Annotated in this window: 11 protein-coding genes; all 11 read right to left on the reverse strand. The window is 29.2% G+C overall.

Annotated features, from left to right (window positions below; all coding sequences use genetic code 11):
* Window positions 1–3: 3 nt before the first annotated feature.
* The 11 genes from ACYUDJ_RS12505 to uvrA all read right to left on the reverse strand — a co-directional run bounded on the left by ACYUDJ_RS12505 (window position 4) and on the right by uvrA (window position 13,741).
* Window positions 4–1,341 carry a gluconeogenesis factor YvcK family protein gene (locus ACYUDJ_RS12505; protein WP_003483084.1) on the reverse strand — a complete coding sequence of 446 codons (1,338 nt, stop codon included), beginning with the start codon at window positions 1,339–1,341 and terminating at the stop codon, window positions 4–6.
* Window positions 1,338–2,222: an RNase adapter RapZ gene (rapZ, locus tag ACYUDJ_RS12510; RefSeq protein WP_030037126.1), complete on the reverse strand. Its 885-nt coding sequence runs from the start codon at window positions 2,220–2,222 to the stop codon at window positions 1,338–1,340. Before rapZ ends, ACYUDJ_RS12505 begins: the two co-directional genes overlap by 4 nt.
* 119 nt (window positions 2,223–2,341) lie before the next feature.
* A complete protein-coding gene (murB, locus tag ACYUDJ_RS12515) occupies window positions 2,342–3,262 on the reverse strand; it encodes a UDP-N-acetylmuramate dehydrogenase (RefSeq protein WP_043032575.1) in 921 nt (306 codons plus the stop codon).
* Between the two features lie 68 nt (window positions 3,263–3,330).
* Window positions 3,331–4,062, reverse strand: coding sequence for a phosphatase (locus ACYUDJ_RS12520; protein ID WP_043032576.1), 732 nt, complete (start codon window positions 4,060–4,062; stop codon window positions 3,331–3,333).
* A 59-nt stretch (window positions 4,063–4,121) separates the two neighbouring features.
* Window positions 4,122–5,978, reverse strand: coding sequence for an excinuclease ABC subunit UvrC (uvrC, locus tag ACYUDJ_RS12525; protein ID WP_043032577.1), 1,857 nt, complete (start codon window positions 5,976–5,978; stop codon window positions 4,122–4,124).
* A 13-nt stretch (window positions 5,979–5,991) separates the two neighbouring features.
* The gene (locus tag ACYUDJ_RS12530; RefSeq protein WP_003483078.1) at window positions 5,992–6,600 is read right to left on the reverse strand and encodes a metal-dependent hydrolase; all 609 of its coding nucleotides are present in this window, start codon (window positions 6,598–6,600) and stop codon (window positions 5,992–5,994) included.
* A gap of 186 nt (window positions 6,601–6,786) precedes the next feature.
* The gene (locus ACYUDJ_RS12535; RefSeq protein ID WP_003483077.1) at window positions 6,787–7,683 is read right to left on the reverse strand and encodes an HD domain-containing protein; all 897 of its coding nucleotides are present in this window, start codon (window positions 7,681–7,683) and stop codon (window positions 6,787–6,789) included.
* 27 nt (window positions 7,684–7,710) lie between these two features.
* Window positions 7,711–9,138: a peptidoglycan D,D-transpeptidase FtsI family protein gene (locus tag ACYUDJ_RS12540; RefSeq protein ID WP_003483076.1), complete on the reverse strand. Its 1,428-nt coding sequence runs from the start codon at window positions 9,136–9,138 to the stop codon at window positions 7,711–7,713.
* A 4-nt stretch (window positions 9,139–9,142) separates the two neighbouring features.
* A complete protein-coding gene (locus tag ACYUDJ_RS12545) occupies window positions 9,143–10,372 on the reverse strand; it encodes an FtsW/RodA/SpoVE family cell cycle protein (protein ID WP_003483075.1) in 1,230 nt (409 codons plus the stop codon).
* A 10-nt stretch (window positions 10,373–10,382) separates the two neighbouring features.
* The gene (locus ACYUDJ_RS12550) at window positions 10,383–10,820 is read right to left on the reverse strand and encodes an FHA domain-containing protein (protein ID WP_003483074.1); all 438 of its coding nucleotides are present in this window, start codon (window positions 10,818–10,820) and stop codon (window positions 10,383–10,385) included.
* A 98-nt stretch (window positions 10,821–10,918) separates the two neighbouring features.
* Complete coding sequence (uvrA, locus tag ACYUDJ_RS12555) at window positions 10,919–13,741, reverse strand: excinuclease ABC subunit UvrA (protein WP_003483073.1); 2,823 nt, start codon at window positions 13,739–13,741, stop codon at window positions 10,919–10,921.
* Between the last annotated feature and the right edge of the window lie 15 nt (window positions 13,742–13,756).

Below are 13,756 nucleotides of genomic sequence, written 5' to 3' on the forward strand. Positions count from 1 at the left end.
TCTCTACCTCTGCTTATTTTTATTTTCCTTTAATCTTTCTGACAAATAGAAGTACTCTATTATTTTCTTCTTATCATATAACAATTTCTTTTCCATTATAGTTTCTATCAATATGGAAGCAAGTTTTTCAGAATTGTGTCTTATCAATTCATTTTTAACTTTCAAGAAATTGCCTCCTATTACATCTACATTTAATTCTCTTATCTTTTCTTCATCAATTTTTACTAACTTAGATTTTTTTTTCTTATATTTTTCTTCTAACTCTTTATCTATTTGACCTACATTAACTATTACATAGTCCACCATTTTTCCATGACAATGTTTATTTATGGTTTTTATATGATCCGAAACAGTAAAATTATCTGTTTCTCCTGGTTGAGTCATTATATTTGATATATATATTTTAGGAGCTTTTGTCTTCTTTAAAGCCTCTTTTATATCCTTTATTAATAAATTAGGAATAACACTAGTATATAGGCTACCAGGGCCTAATATAATAGCATCTGCTTCCTTTATAGCTGTGACAGCCTCAGATAAAGCCTTAGCGTTTTCTGGTTCTATAAATACATTTTGTATTTTACTATTATGCTGTAGACTTTTCTCTGGTATATTAGATTCTCCCTCTACTATCATATTGTTTTCTAGCTTAGCTTTTAACACTATATTTTCTAAAGTTACTGGTACAACTTTTCCTGTAACAGCTAAAACAGAACTAACCTTTTGAACTGCTTCTTCAAAATTATTAGATATTCCATCCATAGCAGCTAAAAATAAATTACCAAAGCTTTGGTTTTTAAGTCTTCCGTCTGTAAACCTATATTGTAAAAGTTCCTCCATTAAAGGTTCTGTATCTGATAGAGATAATATACAATTTCTTATATCTCCTGGGGGTAACATGCCTAAATCTTCTCTTAATTCACCAGAACCCCCACCATCATCTGCAACTGTAACAATAGCTGTTATATTGGATGTATAATATTTAAGTCCTCTTAACATGGTAGATAAACCGGTTCCTCCACCTATAGCGACTATTTTAGGACCTTTAACTAATAGTCTCTTCTCATATATCAAATTTTCTAGTTTCTTAGAGTCTAAAGATATATTTAAATATCCTTTATTCACTAAGGCTATTATTGATTTCATTCCTTGAGTTACAGATATATATAGTACAAATACTCCAGAACCTATTAGAAATACATAAAAAGCTATATAATAATTGCTATAAAATCTGTTTCTAACAAATTCTAACATACCAAACACTATTAAAAGGATACCCATAATAGCTAACAATACCCATCGTTTAACTTTTATACCAGGCCTTAACCAGTCTATAAGCTTCATAGCTTTTTACCGCCTTTATGAATATCTTCATTTATGTCTCTATGATCTATATTTACTTTATGTCCCTTTAACTTTAATCCTTCATATATAGCGTTAGCAATAGCTACTGAACGATGTCTACCTCCAGTACAACCTATAGAAATTATTAATTGTCTTTTACCCTCTTTAAAATAATTTGGTATCAAAAAGTCTAACATATCCTCTAATCTATTTACAAACTTATTTGTCACATCAAAGCTCATTACATAATCACTTACTTTTTTATCTTTACCTGAATATTCTTTAAGTTCTTTTATATAGTAAGGATTAGGTAAAAATCTTACATCAAATACTAAATCAGAATCTAAAGGAATTCCATACTTAAATCCAAAAGATAATACAGTTATAATAAGTTGGTTTTCTATTTGATCCTGTTCTCCATATATTTCATTTATAGCTTCTCTAAGCTCTCTAGTTGCAAGTTCTGAAGTGTTTATTATATTATCTGCCCTATCTTTTACTTCACGCAATCTATTTCTTTCCATAGATATACCATTTAAAATTCTTCCATCCGGTGACAAGGGATGCTTTCTTCTAGATTCTTTAAATCTCTTTATAAGAACTTCATCGGAAGCATCTAAGAATAAAATCTCGTATTTATATCCCTCTTCTTTTAAATATTTTAAACTTTCAAATAGGTCATCGAAAAATTTCCCACCTCTTATATCTATAACTAAAGCTATTTTTTTAATCTTACCCTCTGTTTGATAACAAGCTTCTGCAAACTTAGGTATTAATGTTGGTGGTAAATTATCCACACAGAAGAATCCTAAATCTTCTAAACTTCTTATAGCCTGAGTTTTTCCTGCTCCTGATAGTCCTGTAACTATAACAAACCTCATCTTTTACCTCCCTTTAAAATTAAGGAATATTATTTTATGTTTTATTTAATTATATCATATACCTATTTAACAATAAACTAGGGAAGCCATTTGTTAAGACTTCCCTTATTGCTCATATTTTAATTGTTTTCCTCTCCAATTATTCTAACTTCTGTATGAAGATCTACTTCAAATTTTTCTTTAACCTTATTTTGTACAAATTCTATAAGATTTAATATGTCCCCTGCAGTAGCGCCTCCCTTATTTATTATAAAACCAGAATGTTTTTCTGAAACCTGAGCTCCCCCTATAGATTTACCTTTTAAACCTGTATCTTCTATAAGTTTTGCTGCAAAATGTCCTTCCGGTCTTTTAAAAGTACTACCTGCTGATGGATATTCTAAAGGTTGTTTTTCTGTTCTTCTTCTATTTAAATCCATTATTCTATTTTTTATAGTATCATATTCACTATTATGTAATCTGAAAGTTACTTCTAAAACAATATAGTGATACTTTTGAATAGCACTCATTCTATATCCTAAATCTAACTGTTCTTTGTCTAGTAAAAATACATTTCCATCTTTATCTATAACCTTAGCACTTTCTATAACTTGAGATATTTCTCCATTATAAGCACCAGCATTCATCGTAACTGCTCCGCCTACGCTACCTGGTATACCACAAGCAAACTCCAGTCCACCTAAATTACTTTTTAAGGCTTCATTACAAATATTAGTTAAAGGAGCTCCACTTTGAGCCATTACTCTATCTCCTTCTACTTTTATATCGCCTAATTTTGAAAACTTAATAACTACACCTCTTAATCCACCATCTCTTACCAATAAATTTGAACCATTCCCTATTATATAATAAGGTATACTACTATTTTTACATAAAGCAATACTATCCTTTACTTGTTCTAAAGTTGTAGGTGTAATTAATAAATCTGCTGGTCCCCCAACTTTAAATGAAGTATGATTTTTCATGGGTTCATCTATTAAAACATTATTATTTCCAACTATATCTTGAAATTGCATGATAAAATTTTTATATTGGTTCATAACACATTCTCCTTGATTTTTTTATTACTAAATTAAATACCCTTATTAGTATAATGTATGCTTAGCCCTTAATCAAGATTTAAATCCTTTAACTTTCCTTTATTCTTTAAATATTTTAATATTTTATTCTCTTCATTATTTATAATAAGATCCTCTGGCATACCTACCTCTTTAAGCATATTATCAGCTTTAGGGAATCTTCCTATTTGAAAAGAAACATGTGAATCACTACCTACTATAATATTTACTTTATGCTTTTTACATAAATTTGCCACCTTTTTGCATGTTTCTTCACTGCCCTTTCTAGAACCAAAAGAGCCGTTATTTATTTCTATTAATACATTTTTTTCTTTAGCCTTCTTTACTACTACTTCTTCATTTATTGGAAAGGAAGGATTTCCAATATGCCCTAATATATCTACATAAGGATTTTCCATAACATTAATTAATGCCTCTGTATTTTCTTCTCTGCTACCAGGTCTTACACAAACATCATGTAAACTAGCTATGATTACATCTAATTTTTTTTGAGTAAAATCAGGAATATCTAGCATCCCTTTAAAATCTATAATATTAGCTTCGCAACCATGTAATAAAGTTACTCCCTTTAGTTTTCTAGGCATAACTCTAAAATTATTAAAATAAAATAAATTAGGTCCCCCTGGCATACTTGGCCCGTGATCCGTAGTTCCTAAAACTTTTAACCCTATATTAGAAGCCTCTTGTACATTTTCTAAAAATGTAGTGTATGCATGACCACTTACTATTGTATGTGTATGTGTATCTACTAAATATTTCATTTTAACCCTTCTCTCAATAATTTTATACTTTTTGCTTAAGCACCATTTCTTATAAATTTCTATTCAAAAAATTTAAGTACACTTTCAGCTGACTTTTTATCCATAGATGGTATGCTCAAAAGTTCTTCATAGGTGGCTTTTTTTATGTTATCTATGCTTTTAAAATTAAAAAGTAAATCTTTTTTTCTTTTTTCTCCTATATTAGGGATATCATCTAACAAAGAATGAAAACTATTTTTTCCTCTTAAACTCCTATGATAACTTATGGCAAATCTATGAACTTCATCTTGCACTCTAGTGATAAACTTCATAACACTTCCATATTTATTTATAATTATTTCCTCTCCATTATAAATTAAACCTCTAGTTCTATGTTTATTATCCTTAACCATACCACAAACAGGTATATTTATATTAAAGCTATTTAAAACCTCTAGTGCAATATTTACTTGTCCTTTACCACCATCCATTAATATTAAATCTGGAAAAACAGAAAACTTTCCTGAACTAAAATTTAACTTTCTATCCTGTATAGCCTTTATCTCACTTAATCCATGCTGAAATCTTCTAGTCAGTATTTCTTTCATACTTTTGTAATCATCAGCACCCTTTACTGTATTTATCTTAAATCTTCTATAATCACTAGGTTTTGCTCTGCCTTTTTCAAAAACTACCATGCTTCCCACAGAATCAAATCCTTGTATATTAGATATATCAAAAGCTTCTATTCTTATAGGTTCTTCTTTTAGGTTTAATATATTTTTTAAATCCTTTAAAACATTATCATATAAAGCTTTCTCTTGTAAATATTTCAATTTAAAATTTTCTAATGTGGTTCTAGCATTTTTTTGAACTAAATCTAATATATTCTTTTTTTCTCCTTTTATTGGTACTTTAATTGTAGATTTATTTTCCTTTTTTAATGTCAGCCATTGTTCTAATAATTCTCTATCTTCTACATCAGGAACATATATAATCTTAGGAATATAAGCAGTACCACCATAAAATTCTTTTAAGAAATTAGAAATCAAAGTAGAAGAATTAGTATCAAAAGTATCTTCTATAATAAAATGTTCTCTTCCTACTATTTTGCCGTTTCTTAAAAAGAATACTTGAAAACATGTATCCTTTTCATCACTATATAATGATATGTAATCTTCATTATCAAAATTATTCAAAATTATTTTTTGTTTTTCCCCTATTTTTTCTATGACATTTATTTTATCTCTTAACATTGCTGCTTTTTCAAATTCTAAATTTTCCGCTGCTTTTTCCATGTTTATTTTAAAATTTTCTACTATATCTAGCTGTTTTCCTGATAATAATTTTATAACATCATCTATAATTTCTCTATAGTCACTTTTATTTATGTACTGAGCACATGGAGCTTTGCATAGCCCTATTTGATAATTTAAGCAGGGCCTTATAAGTTTAGCACCCTCTACTATATTTTTTTTGCAAGTTCTTATTGGAAACGTCTTTTTTATTAATTCTATAATATCCTTAACAGAATTCCCATCTACATAGGGACCAAAATACTTACTTCCGTCCTTTGTAACCTTCCTTGTAGAAATTACTCTAGGAAAATCCTCGGATAATGTAACCTTTATAAAAGGATAATGTTTATCATCCTTTAAAAGTATATTATATTTTGGTCTATATTTTTTTATTAAATTACATTCTAATATTAAAGCTTCCATTTCTGAGTCTGTAATTATATACTCAAATTCTTCTATATTTTTCACCATAGCCTTAACTTTTTCAGAATGTTTTTGTGATTTTTGAAAATATTGCCTTACTCTATTTTTTAATACTTTTGCTTTTCCTACATAAATAATTTCCCCTAAATTATTTTTCATTAGATATACTCCAGGTTTATCTGGCAGATTTTTTAATTGATATTCTAAATCAAACACTTAATCACTCCTATTATTTGGGAAAAATTATTGGTAACTTATATATTGTTAATATTAAAACTGAAGTAGTTAATATAGCCTCTATTAATGTTGCTATTTTAGAATTACTTTTATAGGTTAAAGGAAATTTAAATTTTTTTTTGCTAAAGGGATACAAAAGTGGAACCCCTCTATTAGTGGCCATATCACATAAAATATGGCTACCATAACCAATAAAGAGATAATATACCATATAATGTATATTATACATATTTCCTAAATAGCCTGCTATAAATGCAAATATAATCATACCAAATAGACTGTGGGTAAGACCATTCCTATGAGAAGATATAGCTATTACTATTAGCATTATAGCTAAAGCCTTTAGGGCTGGTTCTCTTGTATAAAGATAGTCATACCAAAATACCAAGACACCACTACAACTATAGAAAGCTATTTTTGAAGCTTTATTTTTAAAAAGTAGTATATATTTATTGAATATACTCTTTGGGTGATCTATATCTGGAAGTAAAGAGGATATAAAAACTACAAGCAAACCTAAATAACTAAAGTTTCCTGGCAATCTACTATATATAGATAAAAACACCGCTATCCCTACTCCCGCATGTGTTTTACCTTTCATAAAATTCTCCTCTATTTAAATATTTTTAATTTTTTTATTTAATTCTTTTCTTTATTTCTTATATTATATCATTAAATTGCACTTTTTTGCCCTTTATTTGCAATTTTCGAGTAAATTTAATGGTTTTAAGAAAAAATTTTAAAATTAAATAAACCTTGTGAATTACACAAGATTTATTTAATAAAATTATATTTTGTTTTCTATGGCATTGACTATTTGACTATCAATTATATCTGCCGCATTTAACAATACATCCTCTATTGTTTTAGGCTGAAAGTTACCAAATTCTCCATGATGAGATAATATAGAATAACAAATGTCATCTAACTCCTCCTCATCTAAAACTTTTCCAACTTCACTATTTATTTCATTTATATAGGAAGCTCCCATAACTAAATGGTCCATTTTTATGGACTTTCTTCTTATTATACCTTCATAATCATATTCTTTAATTTTCATTATGTCATGAACAATGGCTTTAAGCATTAATCTATCTTTATTTATAGAATCCTTTGCGCTCATATAAAATGGATTTGTTATATAGTCAGATATTATATTTTCTATGGTTTTCATAACTCCTACTGTATGAAGAAATAATCCACCTCTTTTGTTACCATGAAATTTTTCTGCGGCCACACAGGTTATAAATTCATTCCATCTTTTCTCATCATATCCCATAGCTCCAGTAGCTGCTATAGCTATTTTTTTATATTTATCTTCTAAACTATTTATAGTTTCATTAAAATAATTTATTAAATTTTTAGGTATATTATATTCTGGTACAAAATCAGAATAATTTATATTTCCCTTAAATCCATTTATAACTGGATTTCTTATCTGCATGTTACCATTAAATGTAGCAGCTACTCCCTTTACGGATACAATAGAATTTATCTCTAATAAATTATTTAAATGTTCATATTTATCCCATACTGGAAAAGCTATTGTTCCTGTATTATCTTGTAATATAAGCAGTAGATATGGACTACCATCTTTTTTATAATTTGTCCTTTTATCATTAACTAAGGCATTAAATTCTACTACTTGACCACTGTTTTCACTAATTATATCTGCAATTTTCATATGACTTTATCCTTCACCCCTATTTTATTATTTACTTAAAGCTGCGCTCATTACTTGTGAGGCTATACTAGCTGCAGCTATACCACCTTGGCCTCCGTTTTCTACAATTACTGCTATAGCTACTTCAGGATTATCATAAGGTGCAAAACCTACAAACCAGGAATGGGCTGCCTTGCCTTTACTGGATTCATTATGATCCGCTGTTCCAGTCTTTCCAGCAACTTGAATGCCTTCTATACTAGCATTTCTACCACTACCCTCATTTACAACGCCTCTCATAAAGTCTTTAACTATTCTAGCATTGTTTTTACTTACTATTTCTCCATTAGATTCTGGTGGAATTGTTCTTATTAACTCGCCTTTACTATTTAAAACTTCTCTTACTAAATAAGGCTTCATCATAACTCCATCATTAGCAACTGTAGCTCCAATTAAAGCCATCTCCATAGGAGTTACTAATACAGAGCTTTGACCTATTCCACTTTGAGCTATACTTCCCTTTTCATAGCTCTTTAAAGATGGGAACTTACTACTTTCTATGGCTATACCATCTGTAGGAACTTCTTTATTAAAATAAAATTTTTCTGAAGTCCCCTTTAGTCTTGAATTACCTAGCTCTAACGCCAAACTACCAAACACTACATTACTTGAATGAACAAATGCACCTTTTAAATCAAGGCCTCCATAGGCTGCCCCACCATAATTACCTAAGGTATATCCTCCCCCTAAATCCAAACTACCATTATCTTGAAATGTTCTATTCATTACACCGGACATATTCTCTAAGGCACTTAAAGCAGTTACTATTTTAAAAGTAGATCCTGGGGGGTACAATCCTGCTGTAGCCCTATTTATTAGAGGAATATTCTTATCCTTATTTATACTTCCCCATATTTCATCTAATTTATTAGGATCATAGGATGGCTTAGATACCATTCCTAATACTTCTCCTGTTTTTGGATTTAATACAACTACTGATCCTTTATTGTCCCCTAAGGCATCATAAGCAGCCTTTTGAACTTTATAGTCTAATGTTGTTTTTAAATTATGTCCTACCTTTTGTTCCAACTTACCTTTATTTTTAAAGAAAGTTGTCAAATCATCCTTTATATCTGTTGACATTAGTTCCTTGTCATACTTTTTTTCTAACCCTGTTAGTCCATATTTTACATTAACATATCCTAACACATGGGCAAACATAGAATTACCAGTATATTCTCTTTTTTGCAATTCACTGTTTACTCTCTCACTCTTAGTTAGTGCTTTCATATTTCTATCATATATAGTTCCTCTTAATACTTCATTTCTTTTTACCCATAATCTCCTATTATAAGTACTATCTACTATTTTAGGCCCAACTACTATTTCAAAATAGGTTATATAGGTTATAAGTCCCATAAAGCATATTAAAAAAACTAATAAAACTTTTTTTATATTATTTGAAATATCCTTCATAATTTTATCTACCCTCTTCTGATATCTTTTGCAATATACCTAAACAAATATAAATACTCATCATGGAACTTCCTCCACGACTTACTAGAGGCAATGTTATACCAGTAAGAGGAATCATGTTTATAACTCCACCTACTATTACTAATACTTGAGAAGCTATCATAGCACTATACCCTACTGCTAAAAGTCTTGAAAAATTATTTTCTGCATGTACTGCTGCTCTCATACCTCTATAAAATAAAAGAAAATAAAATATTATTATGGCAAATCCCATTAATATTCCTAATTCTTCACATATAACTGCATATATGAAATCTGTAGTATTTACTGGCACATATTCTGGATGTCCAAGTCCTAATCCAGTTCCACTTAATCCTCCAGATGCTATAGAAAGCATAGATTGAACTATCTGATAACTTTTCCCACTAGCATAAGGCCATGGATTTTTCCATATAAGCACCCTTGTCTGAACATGATCAAACAATTTATAAGATATAACTGATCCTGCGCCAAACAATCCTAAACAAGTTAATACATATTTTAATTTAGAAGTAGCTATGTATAACATAGTTATAGATATACCAAAAAATATTAAAGCGGAACCCAAGTCTCTTTGCAATACCATAAATCCTAAACACATCATAACTACTACAGCTGGTTCTATTAACTTTATAAATTTACCATCATAATCTTTTAATGAAGCAGCTAAATAAGCTACTAAAAATATTTTTCCAAACTCTGATGGCTGAAAAGCAATACCACCTATATTTACCCAGTTCTTTGCTCCATATGTTTCTTTTCCAAATAAAGTTCCAAGACCCATAAATAAAATAGTAATTATTAAAAATAAATACTTGTATTTATCAAACCTTTTTAGATCTGGCAGTAAAACTACCATTAATATAAAAACTGTAACCCCAATAGCAAACCATATTATCTGCTTTATGGAAGTACTTACATCTATTCTGTAAAGCATAACTATGCCTATAACTGATAGTATACTAGAAAAAATAAACATATATTTATCTCCATCGGAGAAAAATTTTCTTATTATAAAATAGGAATATCCTATTAATAAACAAGTAACTGCAGCTATTATCATAGCTCCTTTATCAAAAGGTTGTTTTAATATAGCTAAATTGAAAAAGCATACTATACATAAAAAATAAGTATATCTTAAAAGTCTTTTTTCACCCTTTATAGAATCCATCCTTCTCACCATCCCACATTTCATGGATTTTATCTTATCCTATTACTTTAAAAACTGTACCACCTATTTTTATTAGATCTCCTGGTGATAAATGATTTTTCCCTGTAATGTTTTTATCATTTAATAAAGTTCCATTTGTACTATTTAAATCTTCTATTATATGTTGAGTATTTTTACTATAAATTTTTGCATGATGTCCTGAAACGTAAGGATCATCTAATATTAATACATTATCTGGTTTTCTTCCTATGGTTATATCTCCTCTAATAGGTATGACGGCACCTTTTCTTAATTCAGATTTATTTATAGCATGTATTATTTCTAAACCAAAGGTTCTTCTACCAGTAGGTCTTCTTTTTTTATTTCCGCCTTTCATATCTTTATACATTATTTTCAAAGCCCAAAATATTATAATATATACTACACCTATTATAACTATTTTGAAAATCAGACTTAATTTACTTAAATCCATACTCTCACCTTCTTTACCTTCCCTGTTGGTATATTATGCTAAAATATTTGTATTTAAAGGACTAGCACCTATATGTTTATATGCTAGTCCCAAATAAATTATAACATCTTTTTTAAATATTGTCCTGTATATGAGTTACTAGCTCTTGAAATTTTTTCTGGGGTTCCCTCTGCTATTATAGTTCCTCCCTTTTCTCCACCTTCTGGCCCTAGATCTATTAAATAATCCGCATTTTTTATAACATCTAGATTATGCTCTATAACCACTACGGTATTACCTGAATTTGTTAATCTTTGTAATATACTTATTAACTTATTTACATCTTCCATATGAAGTCCAGTAGTAGGCTCATCTAATATATAGAGAGTTTTTCCTGTACTTCTTTTAGATAACTCATAAGCTAATTTTATTCGTTGAGCTTCGCCCCCTGAAAGTTGTGTAGAGGATTGGCCTAGTCTTATATAACTTAAGCCTACATCCATAAGAGTTTGAAGCTTATTTTTTATACGTGGAATATTTTCAAAAAAGTTTAAAGCCTCTTCTACAGTCATATTTAATACATCTGATATATTCTTACCCTTATATTTTACTTCTAAAGTTTCTCTATTATATCTTTTACCCTTACAAATTTCACAGGGAACATATACATCAGATAAAAATTGCATTTCAATTTTTATAATTCCATCTCCGCTACAAGCCTCACATCTTCCACCTTTAACATTAAAACTAAACCTTCCTGGTTTATATCCTCGCATTTTAGCTTCCTTAGTATTTGAAAAGACTTCTCTTATAATATCAAATACTCCTGTATAGGTGGCAGGATTGGATCTTGGAGTTCTACCTATAGGGCTCTGATCTATATTTATAACCTTATCTACATTTTCTATACCAGTAATTTCCTTATGTTTCCCTGGATTATCCTTTGAATTATTTAACTTTTTATGAATACCTTTATATAATATTCCATTAACTAGAGTACTTTTACCTGAACCAGAAACCCCTGTTACACAAGTAAATAATCCTATAGGGAATTTAGCACTTACGTTTTTCAAATTATTTTCTTTAGCTCCCTTTATGGATATATATTTACCTTCACCCTTTCGTCTTTCTTCAGGTACTGATATTGTTCTAACTCCCTTTATATATTGTCCTGTTATAGACTTTTCAGTATTCATTATATCCTCTAAAGTTCCCGCTGCCACTACTTCTCCGCCATGTTCACCGGCACCTGGGCCTATATCAACAATATAGTCTGCTTCTCTTATGGTATCTTCGTCATGTTCTACAACTACTAAAGTATTCCCTAAATCCCTTAAATTTTTTAATGTTTTTATAAGTCTATCATTATCTCTTTGGTGAAGTCCTATACTAGGTTCATCTAATATATATAAAACTCCCACTAAACTAGATCCTATTTGTGTAGCCAATCTTATTCTTTGAGATTCTCCTCCTGATAAAGTTGATGCATTTCTAGATAATGTAAGATAATCTAAACCTACATCTATTAAAAATTTTAATCTACTACGAATCTCTTTTAGTATTTGATTACTTATTATTTCATCTTTTTTAGATAGCTCTAAAGATTCTATAAAATCTAGTTCTTTTTTTATAGACATACTGCAAAACTCAAATATATTTTTATGTGCCACTGTAACGGATAGTGCTTCATCATGAAGTCTTGCCCCCTTACATTTTGGACAAGGATTGTCACTCATATATCTTTCAATATCTCTTTTTATATAATCAGAATTAGTTTCTATGTATCTTCTTCTAAGATTATTTATAACACCTTCATAAGCATGATTTAATTCCATAGTTCTATTTTCTTTTTTATAATTTACCTTTATTCTTTCTCCATCTAGTCCATATAAAATAATCTTTACTATTTTAGGATCCAATTTTTCTATAGGAGTATTTAAATCAAATTTATACTCCTTTGACAAAGCTTTTAATATACTAAAAGTCCATGAATCTTCTTTTAAACTACCACTACCTAAGGGAACTATTGCTCCTTCTACTATACTCTTACTTTTATTTGGTACAACTAAGTCCTCATCTATTTCCATTAGAGTACCTAATCCATCACATTTATCACATTTTCCATAAGGAGAATTAAAAGAAAACATTCTAGGAGCTATTTCTCCTATACTTATATTGCAATCTACACAAGCAAATTTTTCACTAAAAAGTATATCTTCTTCTCCCACAACATTTATTATTACTATTCCTTCTGATAACTTTAATGCAGTTTCCATAGAATCTGCAAGTCTACTTTCTATGCCTTCTTTAACTACTAATCTATCTACTACAGCCTCTATTGTATGTTTTTTATTTTTTTCTAACTTTATTTCTTCCTCTTCTAGATCTACTATATTTCCATCTATTCTAGCTCTTACATATCCTGATTTTATTATGTTTTCTATGGTCTTAATGTGCTCACCTTTTCTTCCACTTATGATGGGAGATAATACTTGTATTTTAGTTCTTTCCGCCATAGTCATTATTTTATCTACCATTTGATCTACTGTTTGCTGAGTTATTTCTTTTCCACATTTAGGGCAATGAGGTTTGCCGATTTTTGCGTATAATAATCTTAAATAATCATATATTTCTGTCACAGTTCCAACGGTTGAACGTGGATTTCTATTAGTGGTTTTTTGATCAATAGATATAGCCGGTGATAACCCTTCTATATAATCTACTTCTGGTTTATCCATTTGTCCTAAAAACTGTCTGGCATAGGCAGATAAAGATTCTACATATCTTCTCTGTCCCTCTGCATATAAAGTGTCAAAAGCTAATGAGGATTTACCAGAACCAGATAGGCCTGTAAACACTATATATTTATCTCTTGGCAACTGAAGATCTATATTTTTTAAATTATTAACCTTAGCACCTTTAATAATAATTTTATCCTTCATTATTTGTTATTACAC

This window comes from Clostridium sp. CTA-6 (assembly GCF_054768115.1).

What these genes read in the sequence shown, in the direction of transcription:
- ACYUDJ_RS12505 (WP_003483084.1), bottom strand. Translation starts at nt 1,341, where the DNA reads ATGAAGCTTATAGACTGGTTAAGGCCTGGTATAAAAGTTAAACGATGG.
- rapZ (WP_030037126.1), bottom strand. Translation starts at nt 2,222, where the DNA reads ATGAGGTTTGTTATAGTTACAGGACTATCAGGAGCAGGAAAAACTCAG.
- murB (WP_043032575.1), bottom strand. Translation starts at nt 3,262, where the DNA reads ATGAACCAATATAAAAATTTTATCATGCAATTTCAAGATATAGTTGGA.
- ACYUDJ_RS12520 (WP_043032576.1), bottom strand. Translation starts at nt 4,062, where the DNA reads ATGAAATATTTAGTAGATACACATACACATACAATAGTAAGTGGTCAT.
- ACYUDJ_RS12530 (WP_003483078.1), bottom strand. Translation starts at nt 6,600, where the DNA reads ATGAAAGGTAAAACACATGCGGGAGTAGGGATAGCGGTGTTTTTATCT.
- ACYUDJ_RS12535 (WP_003483077.1), bottom strand. Translation starts at nt 7,683, where the DNA reads ATGAAAATTGCAGATATAATTAGTGAAAACAGTGGTCAAGTAGTAGAA.
- ACYUDJ_RS12540 (WP_003483076.1), bottom strand. Translation starts at nt 9,138, where the DNA reads ATGAAGGATATTTCAAATAATATAAAAAAAGTTTTATTAGTTTTTTTA.
- ACYUDJ_RS12545 (WP_003483075.1), bottom strand. Translation starts at nt 10,372, where the DNA reads ATGAAATGTGGGATGGTGAGAAGGATGGATTCTATAAAGGGTGAAAAA.
- ACYUDJ_RS12550 (WP_003483074.1), bottom strand. Translation starts at nt 10,820, where the DNA reads ATGGATTTAAGTAAATTAAGTCTGATTTTCAAAATAGTTATAATAGGT.
- uvrA (WP_003483073.1), bottom strand. Translation starts at nt 13,741, where the DNA reads ATGAAGGATAAAATTATTATTAAAGGTGCTAAGGTTAATAATTTAAAA.